The following is a 16,162-nucleotide window of genomic DNA, read 5'->3' on the forward strand; positions in this document are numbered from 1 at the left end:
GGCGGCCTGACAGGGCGCCCCGTGACGTCATGTCGACAAAGCGGTTTGCCGTCCCGACGGCTTCCGGCTTCCGGCGTCCGCGGGCCGGACGTGAGGTGCGTCCGTCCGGCCACCGCCGGCTCCCGGCTCCCGGGTGTCAGGACGGGCCCGCCGGGAACCCCTTCCGTCGACGCGGCCGTGAGGCCGACCGCGTCCGGGCGGCTTCCCGGCCATGTGTCCACTGGCCGGGTCCGCGTCCGGACCCGACACTGGGAGGCGTGCGCACTGTGACTGCGACGGCAGCAGCCGTCACCGCCGTGATAGGGGCCGGTGCCGCCGCGGTGGCCGCCGGCCGGTTCGCCAGCGACGCCGCCCTGAGGATCCCCTCGGGCCGGCCCCTGCCCACCGAGCCCGGGCTCACCGTCCACGCCACCGCCGCCGGCCAGGTCAGTCTCACGCGTGACCTCGCCGCCCTGCGGCCCGGCCGCTACGGCCTCCTCGGCGAGCGTTTCCACGCCGTCGTGGGACCCGTCCTGGACGGCACGGCCCACTCCGCCGACACCGTCGTACGCCGCCTCGAACGCGTCACCTACGGGACGCCCGAACCCGGCGACCGGGCCCGTTTCACCCCGAACGTCCACGTCGGCGACCCCGGCACCGCGCTCGGCGTCGACCACACCGTGCTCGACGTGCCCGGCGAACTCGGGCCGCTGCCCGCGTGGTTCGTGCCCGGCGACCGGGACACCTGGGTGATCGCCGTGCACGGCCTCGGCGCCACCCGCGAACACGTACTCAACGTCCTCGGTGCCCTCCACCGCCACCAGTTCCCCGTGCTCGTCCCCGCCTACCGGGGCGACCCGGAGGCGCCCCGCTCCCCGGACGGGCTCAACCACCTCGGCGAGACCGAGTGGCGCGACCTCGACGCCGTGCTGCGGCACGCGGTCGACTCCGGCGCCCGCAAGGTGGTCCTGTACGGCTTCTCCACCGGCGCGACCATGGCGCTGCGCGCCGCCGCCCGCTCGGAACTGCGCGAACGGGTCGCCGGGCTGCTCCTGGACTCCCCGGTGCTCGACTGGGAGTCCACCCTGCGCGCCCTCGCCGGCGCCCGCCGCACCCCCGGCGTGCTCCTGCCGCTCGCCGTCCGCGCCGCCCAGGGCCGCACCGGCCTGTACGGCGACCACCGGCCCGCCGTGGTGCGCCTGGACGGCATCCCGATTCCGACGCAGATCTTCCACGGCCCCGACGACACGGTGGCCCCCTGGCGGTTCTCCCGCCGCCTCGCCGCCGCCCATCCGAACACGGTCACCCTCCAGACCGTCAGGGGCGCCCCGCACGCCGCGATGTGGAACGCCGACCCGGCCGCGTACGAGGAGTCGCTGCGGAGGTTCCTCGTGCCGTTGATGTGAGCCCGCGCACCGCCCGGCGGGCACCCGGGCGGGACCTCCCGACGGGTGCCGGAGCGGGCGGTGCGGGGGATTCCGTTTAGGGCCGGACCATTGGCTTGATCGGGCCCCTCCGGCACCGTCCGGGCCGGGACGGTGCCGGTCGTCGAGGCGTCCCCCGGCATTCCGTTTGGGTTTTCGGACCGTCAACCGGAAGACTGCACCCGTGACGTCCCGTATCCCGCGCGACTCCAGGCTTCGACTCGTCCGCCCGCGACCCCTGGCCGCCGCCCCCGCCGCGATCGAGCAGCGGCGTGTGCGCCGCCCCGCGCCACGCCCCCCGGAGGGCACGCCCGCACCGGCCGAGCTGGCCGGAATGGCACGCTCCGTCCTGGCCGCGGCCGCCCGCGTGGCCCGCTGGGCGGACCGCGCCCTGGGCCCCGGCGGCGACAGCGCCACCGCCGACGGCAAGGCCACCCTGTCCGACGCGACCGCCCGCCGGGCCGCCGACGCCCTCGGCCTGACCGCCGATCAGGTCCGCGCCGACTGGGACACCGCCCGGCTGGCCGGTCTCATCGAGGTGCACGGCGACAGCGCCCGTCCCGGCTGGCGGCTGCGCGCCTGGGACCGCGACGACAGCGCCGTGCTGCGCGGCTGGGTCGCCCTCTGCGACGCCTGGTCGCTCGCCAGCCCCGAACCCGAGGACCACGAGCCCGCCGCCGTCGCCGAGGTGGTGACGGCCATGCCGCAGGTGCTGTCCTTCCTCCAGCTGTCCGCCGGGCCGGTGCCCGTGCCCCAGCTGCTCGACCTGCTGGAGCAGCGGGTCACCGAACTGCGCACGGAGCGCTGCGAGGTGGACTACGGGCCGCGGCCCGAGGCGCCCGACGCCCCCGCCGTCGCCCCGGAGCCGCGCCCCGCGCCCGCCGCGGACGCCCCGCTGCAGCCGCTCCTCGACTGGGCGCTGCGCGCCCTCGCCTCCGTCGGTGCGCTCACCTACGGCGACGGCCAGGCCACCCTCACGCCGCTCGGCAGCTGGGCGGTGTGGGTCAAGCTCGAGCAGATCTGCGTCGCCGCGCAGAGCCCGGCGGGCAACATCGAGCAGGGCGCGGAGGACATGCTGCGCGGGTGCGCGCGACTGCGTCCGGCCGCGGCCCGCGCCGAGTACCGCGCCTGGCTCGCCGCCCGGCCGGTCGGCAGCGCCGTCACCGAGCTGATCGCCGCCGCGCGGGGGGAGGACGCGCTGCTGCGCGGTCTCGCCTTCGAGGCGCTGCGAGTGGTCGGCGCCCCCGCCGAGCCTGAGGTGCGCGCCGCCCTCGACGAGCCCGCGCTGCGGCCGTACGCCCTGCTGTGGCTCGCCGAGCACGACGGGGCGGACCCCGAGGACGCGCACGAGGTGCTCACACGGGAGGAGGCGACGTGGCTGTGGGTGGACACGGCGGCGGCGGTCGCGGACCACGGTGAGGCGCCGCTGCTGCTGCGCCACCTGGAGACGGCGGTCCAGCCCACGGTGCCGGCCCTCCTGACCGAGGTCCGCGCGGTGGGGCACCCCCGCACGGTCCAGGTCCTGGTCGCCCTGGCCGCGGCCCACCCGGACCCCGCCTTCGCGAAGGCGGTCCGAAGAGCGGCGTTCCAGGTCCACAAGGGGGGTTAGACGCGGCGCGGCCCGGCTGCGGGCAGTCGTGCCGCTTGGGGCGGCACGGGTGGGCGCAGCGGCACCTCCGCGGCGCGGCAGGTCCGGGCACGCCTGTGCGCCGGGGGTCGCGGGGTTCCGTGGGATCAGGTGCCCGTCTCCGCTGCCCGCAACGGCGGCGGTGACGGTCCCGCGGGCCTCGGCCCAGTTGCGGGCATTCGTGCCGCTTGGGGCGGCACGGGTGGGCGCAGCGGCACCTCCGCGGCGCGGCAGGTCCGGGCACGCCTGTGCGCCGGGGGTCACGGGGTTCCGTGGGATCAGGTGCCCGCCTCCGCTGCCCGCAACGGCGGCGGTGACGGTCCCGCGGGCCTCGGCCCAGTTGCGGGCATTCGTGCCGCTGGGGCGGCACGGGTGGGCGCAGCGGCACCTCCGCGGCGCGGGAGGTTCAGGCACGGCTGCGCGCCCGCGCGCCCGGGGGTCGCGGGGCCCGTGGAATCAGGCGCCCGCCTCCGGGGCGTACGTACCGAAGCTCCACACGTTGCCCTCCAGGTCACGGGCCATGTAGTCCCGCGACCCGTAGTCCTGGTCGGTCGGCGGCATCAGCACCTCCACCCCCTGCTCCACCGCCCGCCGATGATGCGCGTCGACGTCGTCCACGACGACATACACCCCCGCGGGACCCGCGCCCTTCATCGCCGCGTCGAACACACCCCCACGCCCCTTGGACCCCAGCATCACCATCCCGTTCCCCTGGGCCAGTTCGGCGTGCTCCACCGTGCCGTCCTCCCCCTCGTACACCGTCACCTCCGTGAAGCCGAGGCCTTCCGTCAGCTGCCGGATCGCCGCCTTCGCGTCCGCGTACAGCAGCGTGGGGACGACCCCCGGCCGCGAGCTGCCGCCGCCCTTGCCCGTGCCTGCCATCGTGACCACTTCCTCGTGCCCGGAGTGCACCGGAGTGCACCGGGATGCATCGGTGTGTCCCGTCAGTGGCCAGTGTGACACCGGCCACCGACACCCGCGTGGAGCGAATCCGCGCGCGGAAAACCGCTTGCCCCGCCCCGTTAGAATGGCCCGCATGGCCATTCTCCTCGCGCATTAGACGGCGGGAACGCCCTCAGCCGCCCACCGCCAACCACACCTGCCCTGGAGTCTGTCCGTGATCTCCGCCTCCGGCATCGAGCTGCGCGCCGGTGCCCGCATCCTCATCGAAAGCGCCACGTTCCGCGTCGCCAAGGGCGACCGCATCGGCCTCGTCGGCCGCAACGGCGCGGGGAAGACCACCCTCACCAAGGTCCTCGCCGGCCAGGGCATGCCCGCCGCCGGCACGGTCACCCGCTCCGGCGAGGTCGGCTACCTGCCCCAGGACCCCCGCACCGGCGACCTCGACGTCCTCGCCCGCGACCGCATCCTGTCCGCCCGCGGCCTCGACGTACTGATCCGCAAGATGCGCGAGAACGAGCAGCGGATCGCCAACGGCCAGGGCGCCACGCGCGAGAAGGCGCTGAAGCAGTACGAGCGTCAGGAGACCGAGTTCCTCACCAAGGGCGGGTATGCCGCCGAGGCCGAGGCCGCCACCATCGCCGCCGCGCTGAACCTCCCCGACCGGGTGCTCGGCCAGCCGCTGCACACCCTCTCCGGCGGTCAGCGCCGCCGCGTGGAGCTCGCCCGCATCCTGTTCTCCGACGCGGACACCCTGCTCCTCGACGAGCCGACGAACCACCTCGACGCCGACTCGATCGTCTGGCTGCGGGACTACCTGAAGACCTACCGCGGCGGCTTCATCGTGATCTCCCACGACGTCGACCTGGTCGAGACGGTCGTCAACAAGGTGTTCTACCTGGACGCCAACCGCGCCGCGATCGACGTCTACAACATGGGCTGGAAGCTCTACCAGCAGCAGCGCGAGGCCGACGAGAAGCGCCGCCGCCGCGAGCGGCAGAACGCCGAGAAGAAGGCCGCCGCGCTCAACGCCCAGGCCGACAAGATGCGCGCCAAGGCGACGAAGACGGTCGCCGCGCAGAACATGGCCCGCCGCGCGGAGAAGCTGCTCGCCGGTCTGGAGGACGCGCGCCAGTCCGACAAGGTCGCCAAGCTGCGCTTCCCCGAGCCCGCCCCCTGCGGCAAGACCCCGCTGATGGCGGAGGGCCTGTCGAAGTCGTACGGCTCGCTGGAGATCTTCACCGACGTCGACCTGGCGATCGACAAGGGCTCCCGGGTCGTGATCCTGGGGCTGAACGGCGCCGGCAAGACCACCCTGCTGAGGCTCCTCGCAGGCGTCGAGCAGCCCGACACGGGTGCCGTCGTCCCCGGTCACGGCCTCAAGCTCGGCTACTACGCGCAGGAGCACGAGACGCTCGACCCGGACCGCACGGTCCTGGAGAACATGCGCTCGGCCGCGCCGGACCTGGACCTCGTCGAGGTCCGCAAGGTGCTCGGCTCGTTCCTGTTCTCCGGCGACGACGTCGACAAGCCGGCCGGGGTCCTCTCCGGCGGTGAGAAGACCCGTCTCGCGCTGGCGACCCTCGTCGTCTCCTCGGCGAACGTCCTGCTGCTCGACGAGCCCACCAACAACCTCGACCCGGCCAGCCGTGAGGAGATCCTCGGCGCGCTGCGCACCTACAAGGGCGCGGTCGTCCTCGTCACCCACGACGAGGGCGCCGTCGAGGCGCTGCAGCCGGAGCGGATCATCCTGCTGCCGGACGGCGTCGAGGACCTGTGGGGCTCCGACTACGCGGACCTGGTCGCGCTCGCCTGACCGGCTGGGCCCGGCGACCGGGTCAGCGGTGTTTGATCGAAAGCGTGATCCACTGCGTATGGATCATTCGGCCCATCGGTGATCCATCAATCGTGTGAGATCTCCTCATCCTGAGGTGTGTCCTACACGGATTTCGCGGCCGGACCCTCTCGGAACGGGGGTTCGGCCGTCGCTCCTTTCTGACCTGCGCATTCCTGGAGAAACCCGTTCGGCGGTCGCGCCGAAGCCGCTTGGAATTCCTCATTCCGGATGTGGGGACACGCTCCCGTCGTCACAAGGTTGTCTTATCGACCTTGCCGAATGGGTGGCCATCGGGCCCGGGAGGGGTGATCATGAGGAGACCAGAGCGCACTTCCCATGAGGAGGCACGGGTGGCCGAGACTCTGAAGAAGGGCAGCCGGGTGACCGGCGCCGCGCGCGACAAGCTCGCGGCAGACCTGAAGAAGAAATACGACGCCGGTGCGAGCATCCGCGCGTTGGCCGAGGAGACCGGCCGCTCGTACGGATTCGTGCACCGCATGCTGAGCGAATCGGGCGTCACGCTCCGAGGGCGTGGCGGGGCGACACGGGGCAAGAAGGCTCCGTCGGCCTGATCCCCGGGGCCCCGCAGACCCGATGGTGGCCACCCGGTCGGCCGTCCGACCGGCCGGGTGGTTACTGTGCAGTCACTTAGACGACCGCACCCATCGGAGGCGCCCCATGGCTTCGTCCCCCCAGGACCTCGGTCCGGTACTCGACAAGGACGGCGTACGGCTCACCGTCGACGACGCGATCGCCACGGTGACGCTGACCAACCCGGCCAAGCGCAACGCGCAGAGCCCCGCTCTGTGGCGGGCGCTGACCGAGGCGGGTCAGCTGCTGCCGGGATCCGTCCGGGTCGTGGTGCTGCGCGGGGAGGGCAAGTCGTTCTCCGCCGGGCTCGACCGGCAGATGCTCTCGCCCGAGGGAATCCCGGGTGAGCCGTCGTTCGTCGACCTGGCGCGCAGCGACGACGCCGCGCTGGACGCCGCCATCGCCGGCTACCAGGACGCGTTCACCTGGTGGCGGCGCAACGACATCGTGTCCATCGCCGCCGTGCAGGGACACGCCATCGGGGCCGGGTTCCAGCTGGCCCTCGCCTGTGACCTGCGCGTCGTCGCGGACGACGTGCAGTTCGCCATGCGTGAGACCAGCCTCGGCCTGGTGCCCGACCTCGCCGGTACGCACCCCCTCGTCGGCCTCGTCGGCTACGCCTGCGCGCTGGAGATCTGCGCGACCGGGCGGTTCGTCACGGCCGAGGAGTCGGTGAACATCGGCCTGGCCAACCTCGCCGTGCCCGGCGCCGAGCTCGACGGGGCGGTGCGGGACCTCGCGGCGGCGCTGCTGGCCGCTCCGCGCGACGCCGTCATCGAGACGAAGGCGCTGCTGCGGGGCGCCCAGGGGCGCACCTACGACGAGCAGCGGGGCGCCGAGCGGGCGGCCCAGGCCCGTCGCCTGCGCGACCTGGCCGGGCTCGGCGAGTAGTCCGGCGGCCTGACCGGCCGACGGCGCCGGGTCAGTCCAGGTCGGTGACCAGGACGGCCACCGTCGGCCGGTCCGCCAGCGCCTCCGCCACGGCGGCCCGCACGGCGCGTGCGACCTCCAGCGGGCGGAAGCCCGCGGCGACGGCGAGGTCCACGCGCACATGGCGGCGGGGAAGCGCGGCCCCGGCCCCCGGCGCCTGCTCGCCGATCCGCACGGGACGCCCCCACGACCCCGTCAGCCGGGCCACCCCGGCCACCCCCGACACCACAGCGCCGACCCGCTCGTCCTCGGAGCCGTCACCACCGGCGTCGTCCATCGCCGGGAACGCGTGCGGGGCCCCACCGCCGGCGCCCTGTGCCGCGCCGGGCGCCCCCGCGAATCCGGACTCGCCCACCGCGCCGCCCACGGTCCTGGCCATCCGCCCCGCGCCGGACGTCTCCGAACCCGCGGACCTGTCCGCCGCCTCCGCCGTACTCGCGCCGCTGGGCCCGCCTGCTGCTGCGGGCGTGCCCCTGTCCTCGGGTGTGCCCCCGTCTCCGGGTGTGTCCGTTGCGGCCGTGCTCGACTCCGTAGGCGAGTCCGCTGCTCCGGGCGTGCCCGTTTCCGTCGGTGTGGCCGCTCTCCCTGGGCCGACCGCGTCCCCCGGCGTGCCCGGACCGTCTGGCGTGGCCGCCGCCCCGGTCGGGTCCGGCGCCCCGATCAGGTCCGCCCCGGTCGGGTCCGGAGCCCCCGATGGCTCCGCCCCGGTGGGGTACGGCGCCCGGCTCGGCTCCGGTGCCCGGGTCGGCTTGGCCGCCCCGGGCGAGGCTGTCGTCGGCTGCTCGTCCAGCAGTTCCGTGACCCGGAGGTCCACCTCCGTCAGGTCCAGGCCGAGCCGTTCCGTCGCCGTGACCGCCAGGGACGTCCGCAGGCGGGACGCCGTTTCCGGGAGGGGCCATGCCGCCGTGGCCGCGAACTCCGCCGTGAGCCGCAAGGGGCCCGGGGGGAGGGCGCTCGGCGGGGCCGGTACCGCCGGCTCGGCGGCCGCGTCGGGGTCGGCGAGGCCGATCCGGACCCCGTTCAGGCGTACCTCCGGCACCTCCCGTTCCGCCGCGCCGCGCAGCACCCCGCTCGCCGCCCGTTCCGCGATCCACGCCCCGTCGTACGGCCCGCCCAGCGGCAGGAGCCTGCCCATCCCCACCTGTTGCCGCACCATTCGCGTCCACCGGTCCGCCGTCATTCCTCCAGCCTGCCGTATCTCCGGAGCGAATCAGGGCAACCGCGCATACGGTGGTTCAAGGAGGACGACCGAAGGGATGTATGGCGATGACCGATATGACCGAAGGCGGCTCGGTACGGGCTCCTGAAACCGACAAGACGCTCGGCGACTCCGGTGCGCGCCGAGGGCAGAGCACGCGGCGCGGCGGCGGCGACCCGGCGGGCCGTGGCCGTACGACCATCGCCGACGGCGTCGTCGAGAAGATCGCCGGTCTGGCCGCGCGGGACGTGGTGGGCGTGCACGCCATGGGCAGCGGCATCTCCCGCACCTTCGGCGCCATGCGCGAACGGGTCCCCGGCGGGTCGAGTTCGAAGTCGGCGACGCGCGGGGTGAAGGCCGAGGTCGGCGAGGTGCAGACCGCGCTGGACCTGGAGATCGTCGTCGACTACGGCGTGTCCATCGCCGACGTCGCCAAGGACGTTCGGGAGAACGTCATCGCGGCCGTCGAGCGGATGACCGGCCTCGAGGTCGTCGAGGTCAACATCGCGGTGAGCGACGTGAAGCTGCCCGACGAGGAGGAGGACGAGCCCGAGACCCGGCTGCAGTGAGACACGCTGAGCGGAGGAGCGAGGCATGAGGATGGCCGTAGTCGGCATGATCGCCGGCATGGCGCTGGGCTTCGCCGGATACTTCGGCGGATTCGGGGCGTTCCTGCTGGTGGCCGCCCTGGGCGCGGTGGGTTTCGTGGTCGGCCGGTTGCTCGAGGGCGACCTGGACCTCGGCGACTTCTTCCGTCCCCGTGACGAACGGCGGCGGTGACGGGGGTGGGCGCGGGGGCCGTGGAGCTCGGCGGAGACCCGCGGACCGTCCCTGCGGGGGAACGCGGGGAGACCACGATCGCCGACCGGGTCGTCGCGAAGATCGCGTCCCAGGCGGCGCGTGAGGCTCTCGGCGTGCTGCCGCGGGACGCCGAGCCGCCGCACGCGAGCGTCGTCGTCCGGCACGGCAGCGCACGCGTGCGCGTGCACGTCGAACTCGACTACCCCGGCGACATCGGCGGCCGCTGCGCGCGGGTGCGGCGACGGATCGTCGACCGGGTGCGTGACCTCGCGGGGATGTCCGTACCGGAGGTCGTCGTGGAGGTGGAGCGGCTGCATCTGGCCGCCCGCCCCGACACGGTGGGCGGGAGGCTGCCATGAACGGGACGCCGGACACGACGGCCGGTCCGTCGACGCCGTCCGCGGAGAGCGGTGCCACCATGGGCGGCGCGAGCGGCGGCCGCCGGCGCTTCTGGTCGCCCCGCCGCGTCCCGGCGGGTCTGCTCGCACTGGTGGCGCTGGTGATCGCGGGCGCGTTCCTCTACGACATCGCGGCGGTACGCGCCCACCGGCCGGGGATGAGCTGGCGGCACGATCTCGCCCGTCAGCTGGCCGAGCGGCAACTCGACGACGTGTGGGTGCTGACCGGGGCGGCCGTCGCCGCCGCGCTGGGCCTGTGGCTTCTGGTGCTGGCGCTCACCCCGGGCCTGCGGTCGGTGCTGACGATGCGCCGCGTCCACCCCGACGTCCGCGCCGGGCTCGACCGGGACGCAGCCGCGACGGTGCTGCGCGACCGGGCGCTCGAGGTGGCCGGCGTGCAGGCGGTGCGGGTGGCCGTGAAGCGGAGGAGGACGGACGTGCGGGCGGTGTCGCACTTCCGCGACCTGGACGACGTACGCGAGGACCTGACCGCCGTGCTGGAAGGGGCGATCCGCGGGTTGGGCCTGGCCCGTCCTTCCCCGCTGACGCTGCGCGTACGGCGGCCCGGCCGGAAGGGGCGGTGACCGTGAGCACGACCGTCAACCGTGTGCTGCTCGCCCTCGCCGGGCTGGTGCTCTTCGTGCTGGGCGGCTCGGTGCTGGCGATCGGCCTGGGCGCGCCCGCACCCTCCTGGTGGCTGCACGACGGACGCCACGACGTGCTGCTCGACGACTCCGAGCGGACCCGGTGGCGGGACCAGGGCTGGTGGTGGCCGGTGGTGATCGCCGCGCTCGCTGTGGTGGTCCTGCTCTGCCTGTGGTGGCTGGTCTCCGTCCTCCGGCGCCGACGCGTGTCGGAGGTCGTGGTCGACACCGGTGACGGCGAGGTCGCGGCGCTGCGGGGCCGCGCCCTGGAGCGCGCGCTGGCCGAGGACGCGAACCGTCAGGACGGCGTCGCCGAGGCCCGCGTCCTGCTCACCGGCCGCCGGGGCACCCCACGCACCCGCGTGCTGCTCCTCCTCGAACCCCACGTGGACCCGGGCACGGCGCTGGACACCTTCACCGCGGGCCCCCTGACCCACGCCCGCACCGCCACGACCCTCCCGGCCCTCCCGTCGGAGGTCCGCCTCCGGGCGGTGAAACACCGCCCGGAACGCGTCACCTGACACGGCCGGAGGTCACCTGACACGGCCGCAGGTCACCGTCGGGGCGCGCACCCCGCCCTGCCGCGAGCCCGGGGTTCAGAACCCGTGCCGCGAACCGCCGTCCACCGGCAGCATCACACCCGTGACGTACGACGCCGCCGGGGAGAGGAGGAACGCCGCCGTGCGGCCGAACTCCTCCGGGGTGCCGTAGCGGCGCAGGGGGATGCGGGACTCGGCCGCCTGACGGGTGGCCTCCGGGTCGGCGGAGAGGGAGTCCAGTTCGCGGACGCGGTCGGTGTCGACGCGCCCGGGCAGCAGGCCCACGACGCGGATGCCGCGCGGACCCAGTTCGTCGGCGAGGGACTTGGCGAAGCCCGCCAGGCCCGGACGCAGGCCGTTGGAGATGGTCAGGCCCGGGATCGGCTCGTGCACCGAGCCGGACAGCACGAAGCCGACGACACCTCCCTCGCCCAGTTCCGCGGCGGCCGCGCGGGCCAGCCGCACCGCACCGAGGAACACCGACTCGAACGCCGCCTGCCACTGCTCGTCGGTGGTGTCGGCGACGAACCCCGGCGGGGGTCCGCCCACGCTGACGAGGACGCCGTCGAAGCGGCCGAACCGCTCGCGCGCGGTGGCGATCAGCCGCTCTGCGCCCGCCGGGTCGGCGTTGTCGACGGCCACCCCGGCCGCCGCGTCAGGCCCCAGCGCGGACACCGCCTCCGCGACCGCGTCCTCCTTCCGCCCCGTGACGACCACCTTCGCGCCCTCGGCGACGAGCGCCCGCGCGGAGGCGTGGCCCAGCCCGCGGGTGGCCCCGGTGACGACGTACACCCGGTCCTTCAGTCCAAGATCCATGGCCCTATCCTGCCTCCTCGTCACCGAACAGGGCGAGGGCGCTGTTCACCAGCCCGATGTGGCTGAACGCCTGCGGGAAGTTGCCCAGCAGCCGGCCGTTGACCGTGTCGTACTCCTCCGCGAGGAGCCCCACGTCGTTCGCCAGGCCGAGGAGCCGTTCGAACAGCGCGCGGGCCTCCTCGGTGCGGCCCGTCATGTGCAGGGCGTCCACGAGCCAGAACGTGCACGCCAGGAACGCGCCCTCCTGCCCGGGCAGCCCGTCCAGCTCGGCGGCGTCCGAGGTGTAGCGGCGTACGAGACCGTCCTGGCCCAGTTCGGTCCGGATCGCGTCGATGGTGCCGAGCACCCGGGGGTCGTCCGGCGGCAGGAAGCCGACCCGGGGGATCAGCAGCAGCGCCGCGTCCAGCTCACGCGAGCCGTAGGACTGCGTGAACGTGTTGCGCACCGGGTCGTAGCCCTTCTCGCACACCTCCCGGTGCACCTCGTCGCGCAGCGCGCGCCAGGCGTCCAGGTCGCCGTCGAGGTCGGGGAACCTCTCCAGCCCCCGCACCATGCGGTCCGCGGCGACCCACACCATCACCTTGGAGTGCACGAAGTGACGCCGGCCGCCGCGCACCTCCCACAGCCCCTCGTCCGGCTGCCGCCAGGCCGTCTTCAGGAAGTCCAGCAGCACCGACTGGAGCGCCCACACGTCCGGCTTCCCGGGCAGCCCCGCGAGCCGGGCCAGTGCGAGGGAGTCCACGACCTCGCCGTACACGTCGAGCTGGAGCTGGTTCACGGCGTCGTTGCCGACCCGCACAGGGGTGGCGCCGCCGAAGCCGGACAGCCACGGCAGTTCGAACTCCGGCAGCCGCCGCTCGCCGGCGAGCCCGTACATGATCTGCAGGTCCGCCGGGTCGCCGGCGACCGCGCGGAGCAGCCAGTCGCGCCAGGCCTCGGCCTCCTCCATGTACCCGGCGGCGAGCAGCGCGCTCAGGGTGAGCGTGGAGTCGCGCAGCCAGCAGAACCGGTAGTCCCAGTTGCGCACGCCGCCCGGCTCCTCCGGCAGGGAGGTGGTGGGGGCGGCGACGATCCCGCCGGTGGGACGGTAGGTGAGCGCCTTCAGAGTGATCAGGGACCGCATCACCACGTCCCGGTACGGCCCCCGGTAGCGGCAGCGGGACGCCCACGCCTGCCAGTCCTTCAGGCTGTGCCGCAGCGAGGCGTACGGGTCGACCAGCGGGGGCCGCGGCTCGTGCGAGGGGTGCCAGGTGAGCACGAAGGCGACCCGCTCGCCCTCCTTCACCGTGAACTCCGAGTGGGTGCCGAAGTCCTCGCCCCAGGTGTGCACCTCCGGCACGCTGCGCAGCCACGCCGAGTCGGGCCCGGCCACGGCGACCCGGTGCCCGTCGGCCTTGCGCACCCACGGCACGATCGAGCCGTAGTCGAAGCGCAGCCGCAGTGTGCTGCGCACGGTCACCTCACCGCTCAGCCCCTGCACGATCCGCACCAGGTCGGGCGCCGTGTGCCGCTGCGGCATCAGGTCGGTGACCTGCACGGCGCCGTCGGGCGTCTCCCACACGGTGTCCAGCACCAGCGAGTCCTCGCGGTAGGCGCGGCGCGCGCACCGCTCCTGGCCCGGCGGCGCGATGCGCCAGTGCCCGTTGTTCTCGTCGCCGAGCAGCCGGGCGAAGCAGGCCGCCGAGTCGAAGCGGGGCAGGCAGAGCCAGTCGACCGAGCCGTCGGTGCCCACCAGGGCAGCGGTCTGCTCGTCGCCGATGAGCGCGTAGTCCTCGATACGAAGCACGGGGTGCGGGTTCCCGGCCGCGGCGCGCCGCAATCAGCCCGGCGGCCGGGGGAGTGACGGTCCGTCGGCCGCGGCGGCCCCGTCGCCGGAGAAGATCACACCGGGTTCGGAGGGCGCCTGGTTGAGCACCCACAGCCCGATCAGCGTCGCCAGCGCGAAGACGACGGCGACCAGCACGGCGAGCACCAGCCGGCGGCGGCGCTCCCGGCGCAGCCACTCGCCGCGCGCGGTGCGATAGGCGTCCGGGTCGGGCAGCACCCCGCCGGCCAGCGCGTGCAGGGCGTCGGCCAGCTCCCGTTCGGTGCGCTCCGCGTCCGGCGGCCGGGGCGGCTCGGACCGCCCGTGTCCGGTGCGGTCCTGGCCGGGCCCCCGCGACGGGGTCGCGTCCTGATGCTTCATCGCCGGGCCTCCATGGCCTGGGTCAGCGCGGCGATGCCGCGCGAGGTGTGCGTCTTGACGGAGCCGCGGGAGATGCCCATCGCGGCGGCGATCTCGGCCTCCTTCAGCCCGAGCCAGTGGCGCAGCACCAGTGCCTCCCGCTGCCGGGCCGGAAGCTGCTGGAGCGCGTCGATCAGCACGCGCTGGTCGTCCCGCAGCAGCGCGGTGTTCTCGGCGGACGCCACGGTGGGCTCGGGCGGGGAGGCCGGCTGCTCCTCGTGCCGGCGGGCGACCTGGAGGTGGCGTATCCGCATCCGCGTCAGGTTGCAGACCGTGGAGCGCAAATGGGCCTCGGCCGCGGCGACGTCCTTCAGCCGCCGCCACCGGCGGTAGATCTGGTAGTACGCCTCGGCGACCACGTTCTCCGGATCGTCGGCGCCGAGCAGCACGGCGAGCCGCAGCATCGAGGAGTAGTGCAGCTCGAAGAGGCGGGCGACACCGGCCTCCCGCTCCAGATCGGCGGGGCCGCCGGCCGGGGCGGCGAGCGGGGCGGGCGGGTCCGGCGGCTCGGGCGGCGGAGGGACGGCGGGGGCCGGGGGCAGGGTGACCGGGGGACGGTGTCTGCGTATCACGCGTTGTTCGCTCCCGTCGGGGGACGTCGCCCGGCACACGGGCGGGACGGCAGGTCGGTGGCGTCGGGGCCGCGCGGGACGCCGAGCCGGGCGAGGACGGGCGTGGCGGCCACCGCGACGGCCAGGTTCAGCACCAGGGCGGCGACCCCGGCGTAGATCTCGGGCGACCCAGCGACGAGCGGCACGATCGAGGAGAAGCCCTCCCGCACCACCAGGTAGGTCCCGGCGGCCATGCCCACGGACCAGCCGGCGAGCAGCGCCCGCGGGTGCAGCCACCGTGTGTACAGCCCGACGGCGACCGCCGGGAAGACCTGGAGGATCCACACCCCGCCGAGCAGTTGGAGGTTGATCGCGTCCTGGTCGCGCAGCCCGAACACGAACGCCACGGCGCCGAGCTTCGCGGTCAGCGACACCGCCTTGGCGACCCGTACCTGCCGTTTCGGCGTGGCCGTCGGGTGGACGTACTCGACGTACACGTTGCGGACGAAGCTGGTGGCCGCGGCGATGGACATCACCGCCGCCGGGACCAGCGCGCCGACCACGATCGAACCGAACACCAGGCCGGCGAGCGGACCCGGCATCAGCCGGTCGACCAGCATCGGCACGGCCGCCTCCGCACCGCCCGCGGGCGCCCGCACCCCGGCGGCGAGGGCCGCGATGCCGAGGAAGCCGAAGAGCGCGAGCAGTGCCGTCCAGGCGGGCAGCCCCGCCGACACCTTGCGCAGGGTGCGCGTCCCGTCGGCGGCGAATCCGGCGGTGAGCACGTGCGGGTACATCAGCAGCGCCAGCGCGGAGCCGAGCGCGAGGGTCGCGTACGCGGGCTGCTGCCCGGGCGTGAGCACCAGCGGGGAGTGGGCGGCGTCGGTGCCGCCGAGGGCGCGGGCGGCCCCGTCGAAGACCCCGCCGGGCCCGCCCAAGCGGTCGAGGACCAGCCAGCAGACCGCGGTGAGCGACACGAACACCGCCACCGCCTTCAGCGCGGAGATGACCGTGGGGGCGCGCAGCCCGTGCCGGTAGGTGGCCACCGCCAGCCCCGCGAACACCGCGACCATCGCCAGGTCCCCGGCCGCGCCCGGCGGGTACAGCCCGCCCGCGGTGAGCACCGCGCGGATGCCCAGCAGCTGGAGCGCCAGGTACGGCATCGTCGCGAGGATGCCGGTCAGCGCGACGACCAGGGCCAGCGGGGCCGATCCGTAGCGGCCGCGCACGAAGTCGGCGGCCGTGATGTAGCCGTGCCGCCGGGCCACCTCCCAGAGCCGGCTGAGCAGCACGAACGCCAGCGGGCAGACGATCACCGTGTACGGCACCGCGAAGAAGGCGGACGCGCCGTTGCCGTACGCGAGGCCCGGCACGGCGGTGAAGGTGTACGCGGTGTAGACCGTCCCGCCGAGCAGCAGCCAGGTCCAGCCGGCGCCGAGGCCGCGGTCGGCCAGCGCCCAGCCCTCCAGCGAGGGCAGCCGGTCGCCGGGGTGCAGCCGGCGCGCGGTGACGGCGAGCAGCGACGCCCCGCCGATCACGGCGAGGAACGTCGTGGTCATGGCTGCGCCGGCCATGGATCACCGCCCTTGGTGTGCTGTGCCCCTCGGGGAAGAGTTGCGCGGGCGGCCCGTCCGGATGACCGGAACCGGTCGGTTCCGTGTCCGGAACGCATCGGCGACCCGCCCGACGGTGCGCCACTCTCG

Annotated in this window: 17 protein-coding genes; 10 read left to right on the forward strand and 7 right to left on the reverse strand. The window is 74.6% G+C overall.

Annotated features, from left to right (window positions below; all coding sequences use genetic code 11):
* The first annotated feature begins 257 nt into the window (after positions 1 to 257).
* Together ACQZOG_RS09480 and ACQZOG_RS09485 are read left to right on the forward strand one after the other, a co-directional pair.
* A complete protein-coding gene (locus tag ACQZOG_RS09480) occupies positions 258 to 1,385 on the forward strand; it encodes an alpha/beta hydrolase (protein ID WP_430741434.1) in 1,128 nt (375 codons plus the stop codon).
* Positions 1,386 to 1,587: 202 nt separating this feature from the next.
* A complete protein-coding gene (locus ACQZOG_RS09485) occupies positions 1,588 to 3,012 on the forward strand; it encodes a hypothetical protein (RefSeq protein WP_193468695.1) in 1,425 nt (474 codons plus the stop codon).
* A gap of 474 nt (positions 3,013 to 3,486) precedes the next feature.
* Here the strand turns inward: ACQZOG_RS09485 and ACQZOG_RS09490 are convergent, their stop codons facing one another.
* Positions 3,487 to 3,912, reverse strand: coding sequence for a VOC family protein (locus tag ACQZOG_RS09490; protein ID WP_093552919.1), 426 nt, complete (start codon positions 3,910 to 3,912; stop codon positions 3,487 to 3,489).
* A 235-nt stretch (positions 3,913 to 4,147) separates the two neighbouring features.
* On the opposite strand from ACQZOG_RS09490, the gene ACQZOG_RS09495 reads away from it, so the two are divergent.
* The 3 genes from ACQZOG_RS09495 to ACQZOG_RS09505 all read left to right on the forward strand — a co-directional run bounded on the left by ACQZOG_RS09495 (position 4,148) and on the right by ACQZOG_RS09505 (position 7,249).
* Entirely contained in the window at positions 4,148 to 5,746 is a 1,599-nt protein-coding gene (locus tag ACQZOG_RS09495) for an ABC-F family ATP-binding cassette domain-containing protein (RefSeq protein ID WP_033275630.1), read from the forward strand.
* A gap of 371 nt (positions 5,747 to 6,117) precedes the next feature.
* Complete coding sequence (locus tag ACQZOG_RS09500; protein WP_029385158.1) at positions 6,118 to 6,339, forward strand: helix-turn-helix domain-containing protein; 222 nt, start codon at positions 6,118 to 6,120, stop codon at positions 6,337 to 6,339.
* 106 nt (positions 6,340 to 6,445) lie between these two features.
* Positions 6,446 to 7,249, forward strand: a complete 804-nt coding sequence (locus tag ACQZOG_RS09505; RefSeq protein ID WP_430741435.1) for an enoyl-CoA hydratase/isomerase family protein — start codon at positions 6,446 to 6,448, stop codon at positions 7,247 to 7,249.
* A gap of 31 nt (positions 7,250 to 7,280) precedes the next feature.
* Here the strand turns inward: ACQZOG_RS09505 and ACQZOG_RS09510 are convergent, their stop codons facing one another.
* On the reverse strand, positions 7,281 to 8,423 hold the full coding sequence (locus ACQZOG_RS09510; protein ID WP_430741436.1) for a hypothetical protein: 1,143 nt from the start codon (positions 8,421 to 8,423) through the stop codon (positions 7,281 to 7,283).
* 131 nt (positions 8,424 to 8,554) lie between these two features.
* On the opposite strand from ACQZOG_RS09510, the gene ACQZOG_RS09515 reads away from it, so the two are divergent.
* Genes ACQZOG_RS09515 through amaP form a run of 5 tightly spaced genes read left to right on the forward strand, consistent with a single transcriptional unit; the run spans position 8,555 to position 10,850 of the window.
* A complete protein-coding gene (locus ACQZOG_RS09515) occupies positions 8,555 to 9,055 on the forward strand; it encodes an Asp23/Gls24 family envelope stress response protein (protein ID WP_078493138.1) in 501 nt (166 codons plus the stop codon).
* 25 nt (positions 9,056 to 9,080) lie between these two features.
* On the forward strand, positions 9,081 to 9,266 hold the full coding sequence (locus ACQZOG_RS09520; protein WP_026243403.1) for a hypothetical protein: 186 nt from the start codon (positions 9,081 to 9,083) through the stop codon (positions 9,264 to 9,266).
* On the forward strand, positions 9,263 to 9,646 hold the full coding sequence (locus ACQZOG_RS09525) for an Asp23/Gls24 family envelope stress response protein (RefSeq protein WP_033275626.1): 384 nt from the start codon (positions 9,263 to 9,265) through the stop codon (positions 9,644 to 9,646). Before ACQZOG_RS09520 ends, ACQZOG_RS09525 begins: the two co-directional genes overlap by 4 nt.
* Positions 9,643 to 10,269 carry a DUF6286 domain-containing protein gene (locus ACQZOG_RS09530; protein ID WP_033275625.1) on the forward strand — a complete coding sequence of 209 codons (627 nt, stop codon included), beginning with the start codon at positions 9,643 to 9,645 and terminating at the stop codon, positions 10,267 to 10,269. The genes ACQZOG_RS09525 and ACQZOG_RS09530 overlap by 4 nt, the downstream gene beginning before the upstream one ends.
* Complete coding sequence (amaP, locus tag ACQZOG_RS09535; protein WP_033275624.1) at positions 10,266 to 10,850, forward strand: alkaline shock response membrane anchor protein AmaP; 585 nt, start codon at positions 10,266 to 10,268, stop codon at positions 10,848 to 10,850. Before ACQZOG_RS09530 ends, amaP begins: the two co-directional genes overlap by 4 nt.
* A gap of 75 nt (positions 10,851 to 10,925) precedes the next feature.
* On the opposite strand, the gene ACQZOG_RS09540 is transcribed toward amaP, so the two are convergent.
* The 5 genes from ACQZOG_RS09540 to ACQZOG_RS09560 are packed head-to-tail and all read right to left on the reverse strand — an operon-like array spanning position 10,926 to position 16,033.
* Entirely contained in the window at positions 10,926 to 11,684 is a 759-nt protein-coding gene (locus ACQZOG_RS09540; protein WP_033275623.1) for an SDR family oxidoreductase, read from the reverse strand.
* 4 nt (positions 11,685 to 11,688) lie between these two features.
* On the reverse strand, positions 11,689 to 13,470 hold the full coding sequence (locus tag ACQZOG_RS09545; protein WP_033275727.1) for a glycoside hydrolase family 15 protein: 1,782 nt from the start codon (positions 13,468 to 13,470) through the stop codon (positions 11,689 to 11,691).
* 33 nt (positions 13,471 to 13,503) lie between these two features.
* Positions 13,504 to 13,869, reverse strand: coding sequence for a hypothetical protein (locus ACQZOG_RS09550; protein WP_033275622.1), 366 nt, complete (start codon positions 13,867 to 13,869; stop codon positions 13,504 to 13,506).
* Entirely contained in the window at positions 13,866 to 14,480 is a 615-nt protein-coding gene (locus tag ACQZOG_RS09555; RefSeq protein WP_106963251.1) for a sigma-70 family RNA polymerase sigma factor, read from the reverse strand. The genes ACQZOG_RS09550 and ACQZOG_RS09555 overlap by 4 nt, the downstream gene beginning before the upstream one ends.
* Complete coding sequence (locus tag ACQZOG_RS09560) at positions 14,477 to 16,033, reverse strand: sodium:solute symporter family protein (protein WP_037638885.1); 1,557 nt, start codon at positions 16,031 to 16,033, stop codon at positions 14,477 to 14,479. Before ACQZOG_RS09560 ends, ACQZOG_RS09555 begins: the two co-directional genes overlap by 4 nt.
* Between the last annotated feature and the right edge of the window lie 129 nt (positions 16,034 to 16,162).

Origin of the sequence: Streptomyces sp. P13-3-3, assembly GCF_050571355.1 — a bacterium.
In the GTDB taxonomy this organism is placed as follows: Bacteria; Actinomycetota; Actinomycetes; order Streptomycetales; family Streptomycetaceae; genus Streptomyces; species Streptomyces althioticus.

Bases quoted from the DNA above. Each gene is read 5' to 3' on its own strand.
- ACQZOG_RS09540 (WP_033275623.1), bottom strand. From the start codon at position 11,684: ATGGATCTTGGACTGAAGGACCGGGTGTACGTCGTCACCGGGGCCACC.
- ACQZOG_RS09515 (WP_078493138.1), top strand. From the start codon at position 8,555: ATGACCGATATGACCGAAGGCGGCTCGGTACGGGCTCCTGAAACCGAC.
- ACQZOG_RS09490 (WP_093552919.1), bottom strand. From the start codon at position 3,912: ATGGCAGGCACGGGCAAGGGCGGCGGCAGCTCGCGGCCGGGGGTCGTC.
- ACQZOG_RS09560 (WP_037638885.1), bottom strand. From the start codon at position 16,033: ATGGCCGGCGCAGCCATGACCACGACGTTCCTCGCCGTGATCGGCGGG.
- ACQZOG_RS09530 (WP_033275625.1), top strand. From the start codon at position 9,643: ATGAACGGGACGCCGGACACGACGGCCGGTCCGTCGACGCCGTCCGCG.
- ACQZOG_RS09550 (WP_033275622.1), bottom strand. From the start codon at position 13,869: ATGAAGCATCAGGACGCGACCCCGTCGCGGGGGCCCGGCCAGGACCGC.
- ACQZOG_RS09520 (WP_026243403.1), top strand. From the start codon at position 9,081: ATGAGGATGGCCGTAGTCGGCATGATCGCCGGCATGGCGCTGGGCTTC.
- ACQZOG_RS09505 (WP_430741435.1), top strand. From the start codon at position 6,446: ATGGCTTCGTCCCCCCAGGACCTCGGTCCGGTACTCGACAAGGACGGC.
- ACQZOG_RS09510 (WP_430741436.1), bottom strand. From the start codon at position 8,423: ATGGGCAGGCTCCTGCCGCTGGGCGGGCCGTACGACGGGGCGTGGATC.